15 protein-coding genes are annotated in these 24,512 nt (G+C 40.7%); all 15 read right to left on the bottom strand.

Going from position 1 to position 24,512, the window contains the following annotated elements; translation table 11 throughout:
* Nucleotides 1–203: 203 nt before the first annotated feature.
* Nucleotides 204–3,896: a leucine-rich repeat protein gene (locus BM243_RS06225; protein ID WP_074911457.1), complete on the bottom strand. Its 3,693-nt coding sequence runs from the start codon at nt 3,894–3,896 to the stop codon at nt 204–206.
* 331 nt (nt 3,897–4,227) lie between these two features.
* Entirely contained in the window at nt 4,228–11,328 is a 7,101-nt protein-coding gene (locus tag BM243_RS06220) for a hypothetical protein (RefSeq protein WP_083422661.1), read from the bottom strand.
* A gap of 478 nt (nt 11,329–11,806) precedes the next feature.
* Complete coding sequence (gene wecB / locus BM243_RS06215) at nt 11,807–12,913, bottom strand: non-hydrolyzing UDP-N-acetylglucosamine 2-epimerase (protein WP_074911453.1); 1,107 nt, start codon at nt 12,911–12,913, stop codon at nt 11,807–11,809.
* A 143-nt stretch (nt 12,914–13,056) separates the two neighbouring features.
* Nucleotides 13,057–13,686: a sugar transferase gene (locus BM243_RS06210; protein WP_074911451.1), complete on the bottom strand. Its 630-nt coding sequence runs from the start codon at nt 13,684–13,686 to the stop codon at nt 13,057–13,059.
* Nucleotides 13,687–13,769: 83 nt separating this feature from the next.
* On the bottom strand, nt 13,770–14,645 hold the full coding sequence (gene rfbD / locus BM243_RS06205; RefSeq protein ID WP_083422660.1) for a dTDP-4-dehydrorhamnose reductase: 876 nt from the start codon (nt 14,643–14,645) through the stop codon (nt 13,770–13,772).
* On the bottom strand, nt 14,617–15,177 hold the full coding sequence (rfbC, locus tag BM243_RS06200; RefSeq protein ID WP_074911447.1) for a dTDP-4-dehydrorhamnose 3,5-epimerase: 561 nt from the start codon (nt 15,175–15,177) through the stop codon (nt 14,617–14,619). The genes rfbD and rfbC overlap by 29 nt, the downstream gene beginning before the upstream one ends.
* Before the next feature lie 87 nt (nt 15,178–15,264).
* Nucleotides 15,265–16,284 carry a dTDP-glucose 4,6-dehydratase gene (gene rfbB / locus BM243_RS06195; protein WP_074911444.1) on the bottom strand — a complete coding sequence of 340 codons (1,020 nt, stop codon included), beginning with the start codon at nt 16,282–16,284 and terminating at the stop codon, nt 15,265–15,267.
* A gap of 16 nt (nt 16,285–16,300) precedes the next feature.
* A complete protein-coding gene (gene rfbA, locus BM243_RS06190) occupies nt 16,301–17,179 on the bottom strand; it encodes a glucose-1-phosphate thymidylyltransferase RfbA (protein WP_074911442.1) in 879 nt (292 codons plus the stop codon).
* Between the two features lie 110 nt (nt 17,180–17,289).
* Nucleotides 17,290–18,201, bottom strand: a complete 912-nt coding sequence (locus BM243_RS06185; RefSeq protein WP_074911440.1) for a hypothetical protein — start codon at nt 18,199–18,201, stop codon at nt 17,290–17,292.
* 1 nt (nt 18,202) lies between these two features.
* Nucleotides 18,203–19,765 carry a murein biosynthesis integral membrane protein MurJ gene (gene murJ, locus BM243_RS06180; protein ID WP_083422659.1) on the bottom strand — a complete coding sequence of 521 codons (1,563 nt, stop codon included), beginning with the start codon at nt 19,763–19,765 and terminating at the stop codon, nt 18,203–18,205.
* A 15-nt stretch (nt 19,766–19,780) separates the two neighbouring features.
* On the bottom strand, nt 19,781–20,524 hold the full coding sequence (locus tag BM243_RS06175) for a glycosyltransferase family 2 protein (RefSeq protein WP_074911435.1): 744 nt from the start codon (nt 20,522–20,524) through the stop codon (nt 19,781–19,783).
* Nucleotides 20,505–21,455 (bottom strand): glycosyltransferase family 2 protein, encoded by a 951-nt coding sequence (locus BM243_RS06170; RefSeq protein ID WP_074911433.1) that lies wholly within the window; start codon nt 21,453–21,455, stop codon nt 20,505–20,507. Before BM243_RS06170 ends, BM243_RS06175 begins: the two co-directional genes overlap by 20 nt.
* Nucleotides 21,456–21,485: 30 nt before the next feature.
* Entirely contained in the window at nt 21,486–22,301 is an 816-nt protein-coding gene (locus tag BM243_RS06165) for a LicD family protein (RefSeq protein ID WP_074911431.1), read from the bottom strand.
* A 6-nt stretch (nt 22,302–22,307) separates the two neighbouring features.
* On the bottom strand, nt 22,308–23,174 hold the full coding sequence (locus BM243_RS06160; protein ID WP_074911429.1) for a glycosyltransferase family 2 protein: 867 nt from the start codon (nt 23,172–23,174) through the stop codon (nt 22,308–22,310).
* Nucleotides 23,171–24,454: a hypothetical protein gene (locus tag BM243_RS06155; RefSeq protein ID WP_074911427.1), complete on the bottom strand. Its 1,284-nt coding sequence runs from the start codon at nt 24,452–24,454 to the stop codon at nt 23,171–23,173. Before BM243_RS06155 ends, BM243_RS06160 begins: the two co-directional genes overlap by 4 nt.
* Nucleotides 24,455–24,512: the final 58 nt, after the last annotated feature.

The following is a 24,512-nucleotide window of genomic DNA, read 5'->3' as shown; positions in this document are numbered from 1 at the left end:
ATTCACAATTAGGATTATGACTACAAATACCCTTTTATTAACATCAGCGTTCCAACAGGGCAGGAGAAGCGCACCCTCCTACTGACTTATTTAATTTACTGCAAAAACCCAAAAAGACAGCCGGAAATGACCTATCCAGCTGCCTTCTCTTGCACCATTATAATTATACTTTCAGCGGTACATTCTATCACATTTCCGACTAGTTATTTTTGAATAAAAGGTCTGGTTGTATCACCAGGGACTGGATCTCCTTTTTGATGTATCACAATTTCTATGGCTTCAAGCCTGTATGCATACCCTGCAGTTCCAGCATCCGCTCCATTCATTGCCCAATCCATCCATCCGATATTTTGAGCATGGACACGATAGAACACATCATACTGCTGTGCGAGTTCACCAGTCAGGTTTATTCTGATGGCCTCTAATCTTAAAGACTCTCCTGAAGTGCCACTCATTGCATTGTCTGATACCTTTGGCAGCCAGCCTTTGTTCTGAACATGGGTGGTATACTCAATGCTGCCCTTGGGAAGGTGTTCCCCCACTTTGATTCTGATACCTTCCAGCCGTAAGGACCGACCGCTGGTACCACTCGTGAGTCCATCTCCCACATACTCCTGCCAGCCTACATTCTGAACATGAGTCTGATAGCGTACAGACTGACTGTCATTTTTAGACTGGTAAGGAATCCTTGTATTTACAGGGGCTGACAGCCCTTTTTCCAAAACTAAGATTTCTATGGCTTCAAGCCGATACCCATAGCCTGCAGTTCCAGCTGCCATACCATTTCTTGCCCAGTCCAGCCATCCGAAACCTTGTGCATGAACCCGATAATAGACATCATAGAATTGAGATTTACTTCCAGTCAGTTCTATTTTAATCGCTTCCAGTCTTAGCGATTGTCCGCTGGTACCAGCCATTTCACCATCAGATACGTAGTCCTGCCAACCTAGGTTCTGTACGTGAGTGGAGTACTGTATTCCAAGCTCAGGATCTCCTTCTAGCAGGATCTCAATCCCTTCCAATCTTAAAGACTGACCTTCTGTGCCACTTTTATTCCCATCAGATACATAGTTCTGCCAACCCACATTCTGAACATGAGTACGATATTTCACACTTGGGGGTAAGGGTGCCCATTTCGCATAGAGAATCATATCTTCTTCCACAAGATCCTCTTCAAAATTCCATTCTCGGGTAAGGTCTCGATCTACATACCACCCATCGAACTGTACCCCTGCTTTCTTCGGAGTATTCGGAGAGTTTAATCTGTTTCCAAAACTAGTAGTAATGCTATTCATTGCATCACCACCATTCGTTTCAAAAGATATAGTGTAAGAATTTGCAATCCAATATGCGATTAATGTAATATTGCTTGTTACACGGTCTTCCTTAAAGTTCCATTGATTCCTAAAATTATCTCCATAGCTCCAATAATGCAATGTATGGCCTGTTTTTTCTGGATTCTCCGGAATTTTGATCAATGACATGTACTCATAGAGTTCAGGTGCTATCGGCTTCCCACCTGTTGTATCAAAGGTAACCTGATATACCAAGGGAGTCCATAGTGCATAAATCATACCTGAATCAGAAAGTAATTCATCAAAGTTAAAAACATCAGTAAACGTTGGGTCAGCGTACCAACCATCAAATCTATACCCTTCTCTTTGTTCAATAATCGGTTCTTTTGGATATTCACCAGGTCTTAAGTACTGATCTGGTATAGGATTTCCGATATTGTTTTCAAAACTCAATGTGTGTATCTTTTCCTCGCTCCAAATCGCACGAAATGCAGGGTGTTCGTTAGAGATTACATATTCTGAGTTCCCTGCATATATAACATTCGTACCATCAATTTCATTTTCCCAGCCCATAAAATTTATACCAAGATGTGTATCCGAAGCCTCGAATCTCTTCAATACTACAGTTTGTCCGCTCAGATATCTCATGTGGTCATTGGGAATATTCTCTTCATCCAAATCGCTCAAATACTGCACCAAATAAAACGGCTTTAACTGTATTGAAGAATAATGCGTGTTAAACACTGACACGTCATCCCATCCAGTAGTTCCTCCTTTATAATACACACCTTCTATAGGAGAGTATGAATCATAGTACTTCTTTAATGGGAAGGGTTCTCTCCCAAATGTTGGAGCATTGCCATAAAAGTATATATTTTTAAGGGAAGTATTTTCAAAACTATAGTCCCCCACTGAAGTGAGTGTGGATGGAAGTATAAGCTCTGTCAGTTTTGCATTGGAGAAAGCGCGCTCTCCAATGGATACGATGCCTTCAGGAATAATAACTTCTTCGATGGCATTACCATAGATGAATGCACGGTTAGGAACTGCTGTAAGGCTATTGCTCAGCTTAACTTTTCGTATTGATGGGTTTTCACTGAAGGCACCGATTCCTAGATGATATAGGGAGTCCGGAAGAATTACCTCTTCTAGACTTTGATTTCTTGAGAATGCATAAGATCCGATGCTTTCAATACCTTCTTTAAGATCTAGCTCACGAAGTCCAGACCCATAAAATGCATAATCAGTAATCAGTTTAATATTACCCGGTATAATAATATTCGTTAGACTCGCAGTATATGAGAATGTATTTTGATAGATTGCCGATAAATTCGCTCCAATATGGATGCTCGACAATGCAGTGCAGTTTTGAAAAGCCCGCTCTCCAAGGTTTCGCAATGAACTGGGTAGTGTAATCTCTTTCAAGGAGTTGCTGTTCTCAAAAGCAGCAGCGCCAATATACTCCATCCCCTCTGGCAATTGTAATGTTTCTAAAGAATCGCAAGATGAAAATGCCCCAGAAGATATTGTTTTTACTGATGATGGCAGGGTTATGTATTGTAAGGATGAGCAGTTCTCAAATGCACTGCCCCCGATTTCAAGAATCGAAGCGGGAAGCACTACTTCCTCCACACTAATTGCATTCTGAAAACTAAACTCATCAACCTTAGTCATACCTTCAGGCAAAATGACTTTCATTAGATTTTTACAATTCTCAAAAGCATATCTAGCAATCGTTGTTGTAGTGCCAGGCACTTCAAATGTGGTTTCTAGGGATAATGCAGGGTATTTCATTAAAGTAGTAAGGTCTTTACTATACAGAGCACCCTTATAAGAACTATGATAAAGGCTATCACTGGGAACATTAATCACAGTGAGAGATGGTGAGCTATAAAAAGAGTACACGGAGAGTTCAGTATTTTGTGATAAATTCACCTCTGTTAGATTTTCACAAGAATCAAATGCAAAATCTCCAATATCTAAATGTTTCTCATTAAAATTGATAATTTGCAAGGTTTTATGAAACTCGAAAGCCCCTGCCATTATAGATTCAACTGAGGAAGGAACATTCAATATACTTAACCCACTTGAGGGTGGGCATGCAACAATCGTCTCTAAATTTTCAGTATACAGGATTCCTTCAACAAGCTCTAAGTTCGGATGATCCTCTTTTATGATATACTCTCTGAGATTGAAACACGAACGAAACATGAAAGAATCCCTTACTTCTAAAGAGTTAGGCAGAGAAACGGTCGTAAGATTATTGCAGTGTAAGAACGCATTATATGCAATATATTTGATGCCTTCTGACACTATTACACTCTCAATCTGGTCATTGCTTTGAAAAGCATACGATGAGATACCTTCGACCGGAATACTGCCACTTCCTTCATAGAGAGCTGATGGTATTGTAATATTTTTCAGTGGCCCCTTATATTTTGTGATCCAAGCATTGCCTTGACGCAATGTGTATTCGAAGCCTTCCGGAGTAGAATACGCAGCTTGAACATTTTTCACAGGAATTGATACAAATAATACAACGATCATCAAATACAATACAGTAATTTTTCTAAGAACCATGCTACTTCCAGTACTCTTCATTTAACAAGCCACCTTTTATTAATTCATTGAATTTCATAATAATACGTTATATCGTTATTATACTCTAAGTGAACCCATTATGAAATCGATCGCAAAAATAATTCTGGAATCCTACAGAACACTATTCATTCCACATATCGTTGAATTTGAAAGTCTTGTAGAGGTCAATTTTGAAAATCTATATAATGATACATGGTAATCTAAATTATATATAAAAATTTTAATGTTATATCTTCATTTGCACAATAGTTGAATAGAAAAGCAGCTAGAAGTCTCAACTCTAGCTGCTTTTGTGTATTTAACTTGTTGGTTGATTACTGAAATAATGTATCTATTTCTCTATAAACGGTCTCGCTGTTCCACCCGGAGCACCTCCTCCTTTGGGAACCATCATCACTTCGATTCCTTCCAGTCTGTATGCATAGCCTGCGGTTCCAGCATCTGCTCCATTCTTTGCCCAATCCATCCAACCTACATTCTGAGCATGAACACGATAGTACACATCATACTGCTGTGCAAGCTCTCCTGTGAGGTTTATTCTGATGGCCTCTAATCTTAAAGACTCTCCAGAAGTGCCGCTCATGGCATTGTCTGTTACCTTGGGCAGCCATCCCTTGTTCTGAACATGGGTGGTGTACTCAATGCTGCCACTTGGAAGATGTTCCCCCGCTGCAATTCTAATACCTTCCAGCCTTAAGGACCTGCCGCTGGTACCGCTCATAGCTCCATCTCCCACATATTCCTGCCAGCCTACATTCTGTACATGTGTCTGATAACGGACAGCGTGACTGTCCTTTTTGGATTGGTAAGGAGTTTTTATGTTTCCTGGTGCAGCTTGATTCTTTTCCAAGACAAGGATTTCTATGGCTTCAAGGCGATACCCATAGCCAGCAGTTCCTGCTGCCATTCCATTTTTCGCCCAGTCCAGCCAGCCGAAACCTTCTGCATGCACTCGATAATACACATCATACAGATGTTTTTCAGAACCAGTAAGCTCCAGCTTCACAGCCTCCAGTCTCAGAGACTGTCCGCTGGTACCACTCATCTTCCCGTCTTCCACATAAGTCAGCCACCCTTTATTTTGGACATGAGTGGAGTATCGAATGCCTACATTCTCAGCTCCTGAAACCTTCACTTCCAGTCCTTCCAGTCTCAAACCTCGTCCAGTGGTCCCACTCATCCCTCCGTTCTGTGCATATTCTTGCCATCCCACATTTTGCACATGCGTTCTGTATTGAATACTCGGTTTTACTTTTTCCTTAAAGGAGTCTCCAACAACCGGCTTGTCTTCAGAGTCCTTCTTAACCAGCCTGATCTCAATGGCTTCCATACGATAGCCATAGCCTGATGAACCAGCTTCTTCGCCATTTTTAGTCCATCCGAGCCAGCCTAAGCTCTGAACATTCACGCGATAGTAAATGTCATAAAGAGAGGCTTCCTCACCCGTCAGTTGAAGCTTCACAGCTTCTACTCTTAGACTCTGACCTTCCGTACCACTCATCTCGCCATCTTTCACAAAGGGCATCCAGCCTTTATTCTGGACATGGGTGGAATATTCAACCCCAAGATCATTGGCATCTTCCACCTGAACTTTCAGTCCTTCTAACCTTAACCCTTGATCCAAGGAACCGCTCATTTCGCCATCTTTTACAGGTGTTAACCATCCCTTTCCTTCCACATGAGTGGAATACTTCAGCGATGGTTCTCTTTCTTCGCTGTCTATGACTTTCACAGTAGCATGTTCAAAATCAGCCCTTATGACATTATAGCCGTATTCTGTAGTTGCCTTGTTTTTGTACTCGGCACTATTTCCTGCTTTGTCGTGGACCATTACCCCAGTCAGGAGATACACATCTGCAGGGGCATGACTCAATGATACTGTCGCTCTGACCTCTTCATTACGGGCAAATGCACCAAAATGAATTCTATGACCCGTGAATACCCCTTGAACATAACCTTCAACCAGTTCAGTCCCAGATAAATCATCAGAGGTTTGGAATGTGTAGACTACAGCTCCACCTTGGGAGACCACCCGCTTGTCTACGGAGACTTCTTTCAGCATGGGCTTTGATTTGTCTGAACCAAAACCTTCCACACGAATCTCCCTTGCATAGTTTCCAAAGCCATAGGGAATCTCTTGTGCATAGTAAGATCCTCCATAGGAGTCCTCATCAAAATTCACGCTAAAGCCTTCGAACTCATAAAACCCGTCACTATAAAATTCATTCATGGGAATCTCGATCCGATAGAGTCCCTCCTGGATTTCTGTAAACTCTCCCCCCATCTGAATGCGTTCATAATCGCTCGCTGCAAACTGAAGCGCTATTCCAGTTACTTTTTTCTCGCTCTCCAGCATAAACTCCACTACCATCGTATCGTGGGGTCTAATGACTGGCGTAACAGAACTTGGCTCTTCTCCCTTCTTGTAAACCCTTACGCCATGGACGTCAATCGCAGCGTTCTCAACTGCAGGTCTATCCTCTGAGATGGAGACCGTAACATCTGAAAAATCATAAAACTTGACTTTTGTTCTGTATTGGTATATTTCCGAGAAACCAACAACAATCAGTGAATACTCATCGTATTCCCTATGAAGCACCATGGAGTTTAACACATACTCACCTTTCGAAACATTTGGCTGCTCATAGCTCCTGAACTCAAAATAACCGTTGCTTGCTTTGCTCATATAGAGCATGAAGGATTCACCTGTCTCTATATTGACAAAGCTGGCCTGGCCATTCTGATACATGCTGGTATCTATTGTACTGTCCATGGACAGTATTACTTCACCTGGCGTATATCCTTGATCCGTAGAGATCACTATGTTCTCAAAATGAAGCGTATCAGTTTCCTCTGTGTTCAGTGCTTCGAAATCACCACCACTTAAATCAGCATTATTTAGTGTATGCTGACTTGCAAGATGATGATACTGAATTCCGTTTCCTGCAAAATCCTTGAGGAAGAGAGAAACCAGTTCAAAATCACCTTGATACTGCCGCACATAGTCCGTGATACTCACGTAGTACGAACCATCCAAACGAACAGCAGGCTGATAAATTTCATAGATATGATCATCATGTTTGTACTTCAGTACCACATCACATAGTCCGCTGGCATCATCAGCCTGAATCCTGACAAAATGTCTTCCATCCATCTCCATGGTTTCGATTGCTTTAAGTATGGGGGCTTCAGTATCCTTCATGACATTTGTGGAGACAATGACACTGCCCGAGGATAAATCTCTCAACTGCTCTGTTGGAGTCCATCCCAAACTATGCATATCAAATACTCTGTCTGAATTCCCATAAAGATCCGTCACTTCAATCATGTAAGGCGTCCAGACTCCTTGAGATAAAGCCAAGTCCACATGCCATGTCCCCTGTAGCGTACCCTCTGATACTGGATATAGTCTGATTTCTTCTGTACTCTCATCTTGATGTTTCAGTGTAAGACTTCCAGATGAAAGTAAACTCTCATCTTGAACTTCAACAGTAAATTGAACACTTTCACCTCTTTGCACCATCTTGGATTCTGACACAATACCCGTAATAATCGGAGAATCCACATCCGTTACTTTATTGGAAATTTCAAAGAACTCCTCGAAGATCATCGTACTTTCATCTTCATAGGCATGATACTTTTTATTGTAGAAATAGAAGGTATTTGTCTTGGTATGTACTCTTATGTTGTCTATCTCATATAGACCTTCCTTATCTCTATCTCTTACAGGGTACACACTGTAGGAACCATAGGCAGTAACCACCTTCGAGGAATACTCTCCATTAGCTCTAAAGGAGATTTCCACATTTTCTACACCATGCTCTTCAAAGTCAAACCCTAAATCTATCCCTACTTTATCTCCAGGTTTAAAGATGCCATCGTCGATAGAAATCTGACTTAGTAAATTTCTGTCAAAGGTCTCAGGTTCAAGACCTGAACCATCATCTATGAAATCATAAAGAACATTAATGTTTAAGCCTTCCAGGTCCAACACTTCGAATCCCAGTGGATGGATGTCAGAATAAAAATCAAAAGTACCCCTTTGGGTCACGACTCTAATTTTTCTTGCTTCAAACTCGCCACTGATACCTCTAGGATAAAATGCGCCCACATACTCTCCACTCTCATTTTTCTTGAGACTGACCACTTGGTCCATATTTTCAAAATGAAAGAAGGCTGTATAAAAAACCGATATATGTAAGATTTCACTAAGTCTTACCCCGGGAATTACTTTGATTTCTGCTTTTTCATTCGCCTTGATTTCATTGGATGATACTGAGATGCCATCAAAATATCCTGTCATATCTGCCTTAAACACTTCAGTGACAGTCAGATCCAAATGTGACAGGTCCTGACCTTCGATTTCAGCATCTACATTTCTTTGATCATAAACCACTTCACTATTTCCATTGCTGTCATAGATCGAGATGCTTTTCGCTCTGTAATGCCCCACATCCCATAATCTTTCCGTCTCAATGGGCAATCCGCTGATGACAAAATCTTTTCCATTGAAAACTCGGGACTCACTTAAAACAAATTCAATCCCACGCTCATTTTCTAACGTAATCGCTACTTTACCTTCTGAGTTTGAGTTGTCTTCCGCCTTAATCCGGTACTCAAACTGCTCATTGAGATGCACTGAATTTTTCATGAGCTTTGATTCGAGAATTTTAGGCGCTTGGTCGTCTACGGATCCATAATGAACCTGGAAAGACCCATCAGAAAAATCAAAGGGAATGGAGCCTTCAGATCCCCCTTCAGGATAACGGATGTCATGGTAAAGTGTTTTCTTCCCAGAATAATCATGTAGTGTTACCTTCACAACATCCCATTTGCCATGGTCACTGGGTTCGAAATAGACTTCTTTAGCAAAAAAGTTGCCAAGCTTTCGCTGTAAATTGATTATTTTGGTCTTTTCCTGCAGCTCATTATATAGTTCTACCTCGACATCTTGGACACCACTGATGTCGTCGGAAGCATAAACAGATATGGGTTGTCTTGAATCACGACCATCTCCGAGATTCTTTATGCCCACTGTGAGTTTTTCTAGTGTTGGATTCTCTAAATCGTTTTTTGTGTGCTGAACCGTATAGTTTCCAGATGACAAATCCATTGTCCCATCTTTTCCTTCTATACCATGATGAACAAATATTGTTCCTTCAGCTGAACTGATCCGTAAGGATTCCATCACATAGGTCCCCTCTTGATCTCCATAGTGATGCACAATAAGGCTCTGATATCTGTTCTTATCATACTGCCTATAAAAAGTATTTGTGACACTTCCGCCATTGGGTGTTTTATAGTTTGCAGTAACTTCAGCATCAATGAACGGATTCAAAGAAATGTAAAGTTGACTGTAGTTTCCAGGTGAAACCAAGGGATTCTGAAGTGTGATTTTTATATCCCCTTCGTAAGGCCTTATAAGAATCGGATACTCTATAGCTACATCTTTGATGAGGTGCACATTTCCATAAGCAGGTGCATAATCCGGATGGTAGTAAGTGATCAGATTTCCAGCCTGATCTTCTAATGTAACATCTGTTATAACAAGTTTTTCTGACTTCATGTGTGGAACATAGAGCTCAGCTCTCAGCATACCATCTTTCATGGTTAAGCTGTAGGTATCGGAATACCCATGATCGTTTAAAACAGAAACAGATCCTTTCTTTATACCTGATCCAAGATCCTCCGCTTCCACAAGAATTTCAATAGTTTCTAGGGCATAGATCTTTTCTGGTACCACTAGATTCTTAAGAACCGGAAGTTCACTATCACCAGCAGTATTTATAATCTGGTAATCCCCAGCGGATAAGTCCCTTGTATTATACGTGTCTACGTTCCTTCTTTTATCCACAATATACTCATGATAGTGCCGATCAATTAGACTTTTACCGGCAAGTGTAATCTTATTCAACTGGTATTCACCAGAATTCATATAATCTTCCACATCGATAACTGTTCTAAATTGTGTTTCAGAAATCCGTTCTAAAATAAGTACCTTCTTGTTATCAACCTCTGGGTTCTTTGGATCTTTATAGATGTATTCTAGACTTACAAAAGTGAGATTCACTTGTGTGTTTTCATAGGTCAGATCCATGGTAATCATATCGTTCTTGGTTGCACTATGAGGGGTTACAGAAATCTCAAATTCTGGTAAATATCCCTTCATAGAGTTTGTCACACTAAAAATAATCTCTTCTGATACAAATGACAGCCCACCCTGATTTTCATCGGCATATTTACTGTTGTAAAATTTAAAATACTCATTGGACATGTCATATGTAATACTCTTAATAACATAGGCACCGTTTTTCAGGTTCTCAGCATACTCATAGGATGCTGTCTTATAAGAACCACTATTTGAATCTAGATTCAGTGGGAAGTGATATGTAAAGTCAACATCATCGATATTTACAACCTCTACATATATGTTTTCTGATTTAAAGCGTGGATCTAAAACACTGAAATCCAGCTCAATCCTCTCTTCAGCACTATAAATAGGCTGCTTGCTGCGGATTTCGAATTCAGGCACAATTCCACCTAAAGTATTCTGGATACGTACACCATATCCGCTGAAGTCATCCGTGCTGGAGTAGACTGAATCCACTTGATTTTCATTGTAGATGGAAAAGTCAGATGTATAGGTATTTGAGTCAGAATTCTGAAGCTCTTTGAGCCCGGAGATTGAGTATAGAGAATAGTCTCCCGCCACTTGATTCCGTGGGATCACACTCTCTCCGATGTACTTCTGACCTTCTGATTTATAGAGTCTTGCGGTGAAGAATTCTCCTCCCTTAACATTCATCAAGTCATTTTTACCATCTAAAAGATAGTATAAATCAATGACATCCACATTCAGAAAATCTTCATTCAGATCCATGGTAAACTCAAACTTATGTTGTCCCTCAAGCTCCGTTTCGGTGCGATGGAGGCTGTAATTGTACTTATAGTCCGCAGTTCCTTTTACTTCAAATACGTATTTTGAAAAATCAAGATAGTGTACTGTTTCACTGACATGCTCAGGATTTCCAGTATACTCCATGACCTGAAACTGGGTATCACGGATTTGGACTTTAGATAATCTGTATTTTCCAGATTTTGATTCAGAGGAAATACTCACGGATCCTCTTAACTCCACTTCATCCCCATGCTGATACAAGGTGCTTTGAATAAGGTCACCATGCTCATTCACAAAGGTGAGCTCAGCATGGTCAAAGTCTTGTCCATTGCTCTTAAGGCTCAGATTCAGCGTTTCCCAGCTTCTAAGGACACTTTGACTTAGAGTAATGTCAAAAGGAGTAAGAGATGTCTCTGTTGTTGCAGTATGAGGTTCCAATTTTTCCTGGAACCCATATGCCAGGGTATCTCCGACAAAAGAAAATAGTAGAATGTAAAGTAAAAAGCAGCTGATTGTTTTTTTCATATTGCTCATTTCGCATTCAGTCCTTTCTAAAGTAATGATAGAAATAATTTCCTCCTTCACATAATAAAAGGTTTACACCTCAAATATTATATCATATATAAATACATTTTTAATATCTATTGTAAATAATTAAAGATTATTGTTTATTCTATTTCTATCTTTAGTAAAATATAACAATACAAATCTAACCATTTATATAAAGGTTTTACGATTCATGTAGTATTGCAACTTATTTTTATGTAGTACTACCTATCTTTTATAATAATCACTTTATTCATAATATAAAAAATATCGAAATATGATGGAATTTTTCTGAACTATCACATCAGAAATAAACATGTATATCGTTATATTTATAAGCAAAAAAAAAAGACGAGCACTAAATCTCGTCTTCTTTGTCATTAGACAGTATATGTGATCTTCCATTCAAAATACGGTAGATCATAAAATGCTACATTGTAAATGAATCTTCACGATTTAAACAAAATTACTGATAGTGATGGATGATAATATCCGCTATCTGCTTACTGGCAGTTCCATCCCCATAGGGATTTTTCGCAGTGCTCATTCTTTCATATGTTTCCTGATTCATCAACAGCTCACTTAAGATATGATAAATGGTTTCCTCTTCAGTGCCTGCTAATTTCAAAGTACCAGCTTCTATTCCTTCAGGTCTTTCTGTCGTATCACGCAGTACGATCACAGGAACCCCCAGAGATGGGGCTTCTTCCTGGATTCCTCCACTGTCTGTTAAGATCAGATAGGATCTTGCAAGGACATTATGAAAATCCAGCACTTCCATGGGTGGTACAAGCTTCACTCTAGGATGCTCTCCAAAAATCTCCTTGGCTACTTCTTGGACCTTTGGATTCATATGGACAGGATACACTACTTTGATGTCCTGATGCTCTTCCAGAACTCTCTGGATGGCTTTGAACATTTGCCGCATGGGCTCTCCTAAATTTTCACGCCTGTGGGCGGTGAGCGTAATGAGTCTGGATCCCTCCGCCCAATGAAGCACCTCATGATCATAGTGACTTCGAACTGTAGTGTTGAGAGCATCTATGGCAGTATTGCCTGTGACATAAATCTTATCTGCCGGTTTTTGTTCATTCAACAGATTCTTCTTGCTTTTCTCTGTGGGCGCAAAATGGAAATCAGCGATGACACCAACAAACTGGCGGTTTGCTTCTTCTGGAAACGGAGAATACTTATTGAAGGTTCTTAGTCCCGCTTCCACATGTCCGATGTCCACCTGATTATAGTAAGCAGCCAATGCACCTGCAAAAGTAGTAGTTGTGTCCCCATGAACCAGGATCAGCTGAGGGTTCACCTCTTTAATGACACGGTCCAGTCCCACCAGCACTCTGCTGGTAATATCTGATAACGTCTGATTGCTCTGCATCACGTCAAGATCATAATCAGGAACGATGTCAAATGCAGAAAGCACCTGATCCAGCATCTGTCTATGCTGAGCTGTTACGCAGACAATGGTCTCCACTTCTTTCCTGGATTGAAGTTCTTTTACCAGAGGGGCCATTTTAATGGTCTCAGGCCTAGTACCAAAAACAAGCATTATTTTAATTTTCTCCATGTTTCACTCATCCTTTACTTACATCATCATCATTACGATAGTACGCATCATTACTGAGGAAATCATCTCCTCACCATCCTAGGCAAAAAGGCCATCAACTTCTTGACAGCCTTTCAATTCATACTTATATCAAGTAATTTGCTTTATCTTGCACCATCACCCTTGAACACCACAAAAATGGTCAGGAACATGATTTTCAAATCCAGCACCAAGCTTCTATGCGTAATATAATATAAATCATACTGGAGTTTCTCTTTGGGTGAATTCTCATAACCACCGTTGACTTGTGCTAATCCGGTCAGTCCTGGACGAACAAGAAGTCTCCATTTGAATCCCGGAATATCTTTCTCAAACTCTTCCGCAAATACTTCTCTTTCAGGCCTTGGCCCAACAATACTCATATCGCCTTTTAGAATATTAAGGATCTGAGGAAGTTCATCAATACGGGTAGTTCTAATGAATTTTCCAACTTTTGTGATTCTGGAATCTTCTTTGTCTGCCCATTGGGCCCCATGAGCTTCGGCATCTTGCACCATAGAACGGATCTTATAGATGTTGAACTTCTCCCCATTTTTCCCTAGTCTCTCCTGTGCATAAAAGACCGGTCCTGGTGTTTCCAATCGAACCAGCAGTCCGAACACGGCGATCAACGGAAGAGCAACAATCATTCCCAACAAGGCGCCGGTAATATCAGCGCAGCGTTTGATGCCATCATACAATTTATTCTTTTGGGATACTGAAGGATCAAACTGATCAGGTTGTAATTTGTACATAATAACCTCACGCTACTTTATAGGGTCCAAATGGTCTTCTCTGCCAGTGGTATCCCAAAATTTTTCTCTGATAACTCATACTTCTAGTAATCAATCACTTTTAAATATCTGGACAGTGCATCTTTCCAGTCCGGTAATTTCTCAAATTCTTTTTCAACCAGCTTCTCTTTGGACATTCTGCTGTTCAGCGGTCTTACCGCTTTGGTCTTAAAGGCACTGCTGTCTACCGGCTGCACGTCCACAGGTAGTCCCGCTTGCTTGAAAATCTCTGTGGCAAACTCAAACCAGGAGCATATTCCTTCATTGGTGGCATGGTATGTTCCATACTCCTTTGATTGAATCATCTCAACCAGCAGTTTTGAAAGATCGGACGTATAGGTTGGAGATCCGAACTGATCATTGACCACTGTAAGTTTCCCAAGTTTTTTACCAAGATCCAGCATCGTTCGCACAAAATTTTTGCCGTTCTCACCAAACACCCAAGAAATTCTTACAATGAAGTACTTTGATAGAAGTTCTTCTACCACTAGTTCTCCTTCATACTTTGCTTGTCCATAGAAATTCACTGGATTCCGAGGAGAGTCCGGTAAAAATGGTTCTGAACCTTTTCCGTCAAAAACATAATCTGTGCTGATATACATCATCGGTATGTCTTTACTCTTACATACTTCTGCAATATATCTTGTCCCCTCCACATTGATCTTTCTGCAGAGCTCAATCTCTTCCTCTGCCTGGTCCACTGCTGTATAGGCTGCACAGTGAATGACTGCATCCACTTCCAGAGGATCCATGTATTTGTGCACATCTTCTTTGTTTGTGATATCCATCTCTTCCCGGTCTACACCAATGGGAATGAGTTTCTTTGAAAGAAGTTCTTTCATCACATCATGGCCCAGTTGTCCACGAGCGCCTGTTACCAATATTCTCATGCTATATCTCCCCGTAAATGAAGTTCGCATCAGAGTCGATGAGCAGTGGACTCTTTTGGTCTTTCTCAGAAAGAATCACTTCTTCTGTCAACCAGTCAATGGACAGGCTTTCATCATCAAATCGTATGCTTCTGTCATGTTCTTTGGAATAGAACTGATCTACTTTGTACTGAATCTCCGCATGATCCGTCAGTGTGACGAATCCATGGGCAAATCCTTTGGGTATAAACAGCTGATGCTTATTCTCTTCTGTAAGCTCAACAGCCACCCATTTTTTATATGTCGGGCTGCCTTTTCTGATGTCCACAGCCACATCCAAAACCGCCCCTTTTGTACAACGCACCAGTTTTGTCTGCGCCATGGGATTGTTTTGAAAATGAAGTCCCCTAAGTGTCCCCTTAACAGCGGACATGGAATGATTATCCTGAATAAATACAGTATTTATACCATGGGCATTTAGTTTATCTGCATTATAGGTCTCCATGAACCATCCTCTATGGTCTCCATAACAGTCTGGTTCAATCAAAAGGACATCTTCAATATCTGTCTTTGTAACTTTCATCTATATCATCTCCATTTACCCTTAAAAAAGTGTAACAAATCATCAACAAATCCGCGTTCGTTCATTCATTTCACATTTAAGGATATTTTATCTGTTGGTGTACATTTTATCATAATAGTGCTGATAATCACCACTGAGGATGTTCTCCCACCATTCTTTGTTGTCCAGGTACCATGCTATGGTTCTCTTGATGCCTTCATCGAAGGTCGTGGTAGGAAGCCAGCCCAATTCCTCATTGATCTTAGTTGGATCAATGGCATAGCGCATATCATGTCCCGCTCTGTCTGTCACAAAGGTAATCAATGATTCAGGCTTACCCAGCTCTCTTAATATGGTCTTTACCACTTCAAGATTTGTTCTTTCATTATGGCCACCTACATTGTAAACTTCTCCGATGCGCCCATCATGAATGATTCTGTCGATGGCAATACAGTGGTCTTCCACATACAGCCAGTCTCTGACATTTTCTCCAGTACCGTACACTGGAAGCTTCTCATCTCTTAACGCTCTGGAAATGATCAGCGGAATGAGTTTCTCCGGGAAATGATAAGGACCATAGTTATTGGAGCATCTCGAAATGGTAACAGGCAGTTTAAAGGTTCTGTGATAAGCAAGTACCAGTAAATCTGCTGAAGCCTTGGATGCAGAGTATGGAGAGGATGTATGAATTGGAGTTTCTTCTGTGAAGAACAGCTCAGGCTGATCCAGTGGTAAGTCTCCATACACTTCATCCGTAGAAACCTGATGGAATCTCTGAACCTGATACTTTCTGGAAGCATCCATCAAAACCTGTGTCCCCAATATATTGGTTTTTAAGAAAACATCCGGATTTTCAATGGATCGGTCCACATGGGATTCAGCAGCAAAATTCACGACAATATCAAACTTCTCTTCAGCAAATAATGCATCTACCAGTTTTTGATCGGTGATGTCACCTTTCACAAATCTAAAATTCTTCTTGCTCAGCGCACCTTCCAGTGTGCTGAGATTTCCTGCATACGTCAGGGCATCAATGCAAACGATTCTATACTCTGGGTATGTTTTTAACATGTGATATACAAAATTACTGCCAATGAACCCTGCTCCGCCTGTTACTAATATATTCATCTTTTCCTCCATTATCCTAATACTTTATTTTATTTTCTGCGACTTTACGCAGATGGATGCCATAAGGAGATTTACCATACTTCTCAGCAGACGCCAGAAGCTTTTCCTTGTCTATCCAGCCATAATGATAGGCGATTTCTTCTAAAGCTGAGATCTTGATTCCCTGTCTCTTTTCCACCATCTGCACAAAATCAGCTGCTTCCACCAAGGAATCCATGGTGCCTGTATCAAGCCACGCAAATCCTCTGCCTAGAAGTTTTACATCAAGAGTTCCCTGTTCCAGATAGATCCGGTTGAGATCTGTGATTTCCAGTTCGCCACGTTTGCTGGGCTTCAGCATCTTGGCATACTCCACTACCTTCTTGTCATATACATAAAGACCTGTGATTGCATAATTGGACTTTGGATGCTCAGGCTTCTCTTCTACTGAAAGCACACGGCCATCGGCATCAAACTCCACAACGCCAAATCTTTCTGGATCTTCCACATGATATCCGAACACTGTAGCTCTTCCTACATTTTCCACAGCCTCTTTCAGAATCTTTGAGAAGTTGTTTCCATAGAAAATGTTGTCTCCTAATATCAGTGTACAAGTATCATCCCCAATGAACTCCTCTCCAATCAGAAACGCCTGGGCAAGACCATCTGGAGATGGCTGCTCTGCGTAAGAGAGGGATATGCCAAACTGGGATCCATCCCCCAACAGCTTTTCAAAATTCGGCAGATCCTGGGGAGTGGAGATGATCAGAATCTCCCGGATTCCCGCAAGCATCAGTGTGGACATTGGATAATAAATCATCGGTTTGTCATAAATTGGGAGAAGCTGTTTGCTTGTGACCATGGTCAGCGGATAGAGTCTTGTGCCAGAACCTCCAGCTAAAATAATACCTTTCATTGTCGTCCTCCATTTTAATTAATCAATATCTCTTAACGTCTTTTATTATACAGAAATTAGACTTAAAAACCACCTTTGTTAAATAATCAGCAATATGCTGATTATCGATTCTATCGGTATAGTGCTCTGTGCAGATTTTGAGTGTTCCTTTTAAAAACACTGGAGTCACTTTCATTGCCAATCTTTCTCATGATGCCAAGGTTGCTGTTTTGCAGCTGAACCACAAATTGCGTGAATATAGACTTCTGCATACTGGTATCCACCGCTTTATAGGACTCATCCAGAAAAGACCTCATCACAATCGGCGGCATCGAATACGAAAACTCAAAAAGAATGTCCGATAATACCATATTCAGTGATTCATTGTCTTTGAACAAATCATCAATATATTTAGACTCCATGTGGAAAGCCTGATACCGCTCCACAACAGGACCGAAAACCATTTGATGATACTCATTCTTCTCATATCGAGGGAACTCGTCCATAGGACCGGTTTTCATGTTGACCAAACCTAATGAGTTCAGAACCCCTAACAGGTTCTGATAGTCCAGCACCAGATAATTTCTCATATCCAGTTCCAGCACTCGATTCAGCTCATTCAAAGTGCTCACTATACCAAAGGTGCTGGTCACTTCACTTAGCATCAGGTCCTTGTCGTTTTTTGTATGGATAAGCAAGTCCTTCTCCACTGATACGACTCGGATCAGATCCTTAGAAAGATCTAAAGACAGTATATAGTAGCCTGCAGGCTCAATCCCTTTTTTATCAGAAGAATCAATCACAAAGAGGACATTTCTGACATCCTCTCTGATCTGTGGCACTTTGATAAACTGCGGATCCAGGTCCAGATTGCCGCCACTGTCAGGAAGAGGAGGTTTTGGAACCTCTTCTTCAGATGTGCCCACTGCAGAAAAATACTTCACGGCAATCAAAGAAATAAAAGTAAGGCTTAGCATAATGATGACAAATGTCAGTTTAGTTTTGGTGCTGATTGCGGATATTTTTTTCATTACCCTATTCATATCAGCGTCCTCTGTTTCTCAGATTCTTCAATTTTTCTTTGCCCAAAGACAAAATACTTTCCACTTCAGGGATTTTAAGAAGAAGAATTGATAATCCATACACAATGACTCCAACACCCACAGAAAGTACCAAGGCAAGGTTATCACTTACAGTGCCGTGAAGAACTCCGTATGTGCCAAAGGCCACCAATCCCATAAGAAGAGACATCGCCAGTATTTTCACCATGGTTGTCGCTGTATTCCTGAACTTTAATGTAGGCATTTTTTTACGCAGACTTCTAAGGAGTACGATCGTCGTAACGATAGAAGAGATGCTCGATGCAAGGGCCAATCCTCCAATCCCAATGAAATAGGACAACAGAAGATTGAGTGCAACATTCAGGACAACAGACACAAACCCAAGGATCATCGGTGTTTTTGTGTCATTGTAGGAATAGAATACAATGTTGATGATGCTCCATAAGGAAAAAGGCAGTAATCCAAGCGCATAATAAAACAGTGCATCCGAAGTCATGGCCGCAGCAACTGCATCAAACTGCCCTCTGAGGAACAGAAAATTTACAATGGGTTCTGCAAAGATCATTGCACCGATTGTGGCTGGAATCACCAGAAGACTTACGGTTACGATGGTTTCATGAAGCGTCTTTTTGACACCATCTTCTTTATTGTCAACAACCATACGTGAAATATTAGGATAAATTACAGTTATGATCGGGGCCACAAATAGCCCCTGAATAAATCCAAACAAGCGGTTCGCATAATTCAGTGCTGAAATTCCACCTGTCGTAATATTGGACGCGATATTCTTATCCACAAGAACATTGATCTGATTGACAGAGGTTGATAATATCACTGGGATGGCAAGAATCAGCAGTGCTTTCACATACTCATTCTTTGGAGAAAAGAGCGGCGTATAGTTGAATTTATGTTTCAGTACTTCTGGAATCAGAATAAACATCTGGATGATATAGGATGCAATGACTCCGTAGGCCAGCACATGATCATTGCTCTTGCTGGCGATGAAGAAAGAAATGATGGCTACAAAGTTCATTGGAATCCCAAGGAACGCTGTCACCAAGAAGCTGTTGTGGATTTGAAGATAGGCATTGAACACGGCCAGTGCACCAGTAAAATAAACCGCAAAAATTGTAATTCTTGTAAATGACACTGCCATATCCATGACTTCACTGGAAAATCCCGAAGCGAAAAGCATCACCACAGGTTTCGTAAAGAGAAGCACAACAGCAACAATCAGTGTGGAAATCAAAAACACAAGATTGGTGATTCTGGATGTGAACGCATTGGCTTCTTTCTTTCCACCCGCTTTCAAAGCATTGTTATAAATCGGAATAAAAGAAACCGCAATGCCAGCGCCAATCATCCCGAAAAAAGTAACAGGGATGGATTGAGCCACAAGATACACATCACTGGTGGCAGAAGCCCCATAAAAATAGGTCAGCGCAATTTCTCTAAAAAACCCGATGAACTTGGATAAAATGGTAATCAGCATTATTAAAGCAATATTTTTCTTCATAGTATTTCGGACAAAGCCGTCCTCCTTCATATGTCTTCAGCAAGATCAGATTTGCCCCTTCAGCTTCAGACTCATCATATGTTTCAAAACGTAGTAATAGGTCCCCATAAGATTGGTATTGAATGTGGACATGGTGCACCGAATGATCTTATGATCTTTTCTGTGCTTCTTTGCCACTTTTAGAAGTGACTGAAAGTATCCGACAGAAAGCTTCCCCTGGGAAAAATGATGCATTTTAAATGGAATCACCACAGATGGTATTCCTTTGGTGCTGGCACTTAAGCAAAATTCAATTCCGTAAAAATGCCAGTCATCACAGCTCACTTCATCAAAACGAATCTGTTCAAAGACTTCTCTGGAGCAAGCCAGAAGCACTTCATCAAGCACCTGAACACTCGCATAGTCCTCCACTCTCTTTGAACCTGCATACTCCCGTTGATCTCCATGGGTGATATTGGTTACAACAACATCCTCTTCATCTCTTCCTGCTGCCCCTACCACCACATTTCCATCAAACCGCTTAATGGTCTTTTCTATTCTCTGCAATGAGTCTGATTCCTCAAAGAGAATATCCTGATGGCAAAAGACAAATATATCTCCTTTTGATTTCTGCGCCCCATAGTTAAGAGCTTTTGCTGCTGAGGAGAACTCATTGCGGGAATTGTCCACCAGAACCAATTCATAGTCAGCATTCTGAAGGCTGATACCACGAAGAAGCTGCTCTTCCAACACATTCTTTTTGTTATATACACAAATAACAGATACCACTCTAGACACCTCTTCTTTCATCCAGCAGATTATCCCCTTGGACACTCTTCAAGTCGGCATATCTGGACTTCATTTTATAAAAATCCAGCAGTGCTTTCCAAAGTGATGCCGCGTGTGAAAATTTTCCTCTTGCCACATACTTCAATGACAGTTTCACATGATAAAGAATGAAACGGAATTTCTTTTTTCCATAGCCTGACACGTCCCTATTTTTATACTGCAGCAGCAGCATATTCCGTGCAAGATAATAGGTCTTGAATGGCGAATCCTGAATGCCTGTTCCGGAGTGTACGTGGTACGCTACCGCATCCTTTACCAGTGCAGTTTTATAGCCCTTCTTCAAAAGCCTTATGGCAAGATCTGCATCTTCATAATAGGCAAAAAAAGAACGGTCAAAGAATCCTTCTCTATCCCTCACTGAGATCAACGCCTTTTTACTATACACAGCTGCTCCTGCAGAAACTCCCATGACCTGATGTTCAAAGTCTTTCAAGTTCTCGTAATTCTCTTTATAAGCCAGTTGGACCACCTGATAATCTTCTTTAAAATATATCCCCATGGCATCAATGAGATTGCGTTCGAAATAATTCATCAGAAGAATTTGAAAGCTGTCTATATGAGCATGTGAAGTAATATACCGTTCCAGCTCTAGAAAGCAGTTTTCCTTCAGCTCGAGATCATTATTGAGTGTCAGCACATACTCGTGTTCATCTCCTAAAGACCCTTCAATTCCAATATTATTCGCTTCTGCAAACCCTTCATTCTTCTTAAGAGGCAGTAGTACAATGTCCATTGACTTTTGATATCTACTGATTATTTCCAGAGAACGATCCTTGGACCCATTGTCTACTATATAAATCTTGTAACCGATGTTTTTTTGTGCCTTTATAGAATCCAGACAAGGTTCCAGATATTTCTCACCATTCCAGTTGACTATGACAATAGATAACATATTTATTACTCCTCATCATTCAATGCCCGCTTAGACTTCCACTTTATAAGGGAAATGATTCATTCGATCTTCCTCTTTTGGCAGCGTCATATAATCACCATATAAAGATGTGAGATAGGCATCCGTATCTGCAGGACCAAAAAACACCTTATCTTCAAACTGTATCTCCTTCACAGGATACAGATGGTCTTTCATAAAGGTGAATCCATAGATACAGCAGGATGTATATCTGGTTTCTTGCTGGTTGTGGGATTGATATAGTTCATTTGATTTTTTTTCAAGATAGGATAGTGGAATAGGCATTACCAGGTAATGCAGCATTCTTCTGACCGATGCCATGACCATCCACTTCAGTCCTTTTTGGGGTGGTGCATCCCGGTCTGGAATGGTGCGATACACATACAGCTGATACAGCTTCTTGCATTTACTCAAGAAAGCCTCTCTCTCCGTTTGATCATCAGGTAAATTATCATAGGGAAAGATGTCAATATAAATACCATGATGGATATCCATATTCCGTTTGTTCCACTCCATAAAAAGGGTATTGTTCTTCCTGATTTTAGCAAAGTAATACGGTGACTTCGGATCTGTCACCTTGTTCTGCAAGAAAAACGCTGGATCCATCTCTGTAGGAGCAATGCTCATGAACTTCTCATAATCTTCTCTAGGCATGCCCACATCGATATCATCATCCCATGGAATAAAACCCCCATGTCTGACTGCACCAAGCGCAGTGCCACTATCCAGGAAATAAGTAAGTCCATGCTTCCTACAGATTCTGTCAAACTCTGTAAGGATTTCAAGCTCTGTCTCCTGAATTTTCTTCAGCTTGTCATTTTCTCTCATGTTGTATTAAACTCCCTTAATCTTAAATATAATCCTATTCTCCCATGACGCAAGCTTGAAAAAAACTTGTGATAGAAAAAGTTTCCACTTCTTGTCTGTCAAATAGGTCCTGATAAAGTAATATTTATTATCATTCATCAGTTTTCTTTGTTTCATCACACTGCTGATACTCTTGTTGATGCTCACAGAGTGATGGTGCACAAACTGGTCTCCCAATAAAACATAAGTTTTTCTCCTATGTTTATGCAGCTTGTACCCAAGAGTTGTCTCTTCACAATAAAGGAACATCTTCTCATCATACATGCCATATTGAAGCATATCCTTAGTCCGGACCATAAGTAGCGAGCCCGGAACGCAGTCCACCTCTCTTAACCCTTCCCCCATAAAATAATCTGATGGATACTGGTCAAGTTTTAACACCTTTGTGGCAATAATGCTGGCAGAAAGTGTGTAGCTGAGAACCGTGGGAAGTTTCCATCCAGTATCGTGCTGCCTGGTTCCGTCTGGTTTCATCGCGATGGTAGAGATTACTGAAGCATCAGGATTATGGGAAAAGGCTTCAGTCAGATTTTTCACGAGAGACTCCTCAAACTCAACGTCAGGATTACAGATGAGAACAAAGTCAGATTTAAAATGTTCTGAAGCATAGCGGATACCGTAATTGTTTCCATAACCGTACCCACCATTATAGTCTGCCTGAATGACAGTGACTTTATCATCTTCAAGAGTCTTCAGCCTCTCATAGGATCCATCCGTGGAGCAGTTGTCCACAATAAGTATATGCTGAAGGGACTGAAAATCATGTATCGAGTGAACAAGAGACTCTGTTGTCACGGGATCGTTATAATTTAATATCAGACATGTCACATTCATAAGAAACTCCTTTCAGCTTTGGTGGTCACAGATTCTTCTCCAATACTGATCATAAATGAAATGATCAGCAGATATACCGGTGTTGCATAAAAACTGGATGAAATCATCATCACCATCAGGAGGATCCCCAGACTCATGGTTTTTAATCCTCCTCGTACACTATAGCGAAGGATCATCCAAAGAAAAAGAACCGAACCGATGAGTCCCGCTGAGGTAAGAATTTGTGTGAAACCACTCATGTAATCCGAATTGTCTACATAATGGTCCATATCGGTAATCAAGCGGTAATCATTCCGGAAGGCTTCATAATTGCCAAATCCAAACCCAAACATTTTAAATGCTCCACCTAAAGCTGCAAAGACTAAAAATCCTCGAAGTATTCGGATATTGCCTGAAGTATTTCCTTTTCCTACCCCAATCTCCCCAAATCTGTTTAATATGCCCACAAGATAAGGGTTATCCATAAAGTAAAGCACAGCAAGGATATTGGCCCCAATAAGGAATAAAATCGCGGTATAGTACCACTTATACTTCATTTTTAGGGTAAGGAGAATGTGCACACTGTACGCCAGGAGAACCACTCCTAAGAATACAAATCCGTTTGCTGATTTTGTGAGTAAAACGGAAAATATTACAAGAGCTATGAAAATCCATTCCTTAATCCCCTTGTCTTCATTAAAAAGAACAATGGCAATGAAAGGAACCACATACTCTCCATAATAAGCAGGCTCCAAAAAGAAGGAGGTTGGTCTATACTGAATGAGTGAATTGATGTTCAGATGATACCTGAAATCCATTGAATCCTGAATGGTGTATAACAGTTTAGACGGGATAAAGTTGGGATAAAACGAATACCCGAATTTATGGAAAATAAGCTGCAAAATCAGATAAACCAAAGCTAACGCTATAACAATCCCGTAATACCTCACTGCTTTTCTTGGTCTAAAAAAGAGCGGCGTGTACACGATCAGAATAAAACCATAAAGAAGCTGCCTTGCCAAACGCCCAAGAACTTCCACAAGGGAGTAGCTGGGCGTAAAGTAATAGGCAGCAACACTGATGAGGATGCTATACACTAAAAAAATAATGTGCATGTGATGTAGAGCCCAAGCTTTGAAGACATGGTCTTTATTGAATGCTATGCCTCTTTTTCGATCTATAAAATGGTTCCAAACCTTTGGAATCCCGATAATCATCACAATAATCAGAAGGAATTCGCCAAAACCGATTCTATTGATTGGAAATTCAAATGCGTTCAGCACGGGAAGGATTATGATCATCGCTGTAAAAAGCGATGAAAATCTATTGTTTGAAGTAGTATCTATTGGACTCACCCTC

This window comes from Proteiniclasticum ruminis (genome assembly GCF_900115135.1).
GTDB classification, from domain to species: domain Bacteria; phylum Bacillota; class Clostridia; order Clostridiales; family Clostridiaceae; genus Proteiniclasticum; species Proteiniclasticum ruminis_A.
The sequence above is the reverse complement of the archived record's forward strand: the minus strand, read 5'-3'. Positions and strand labels throughout refer to the sequence as shown.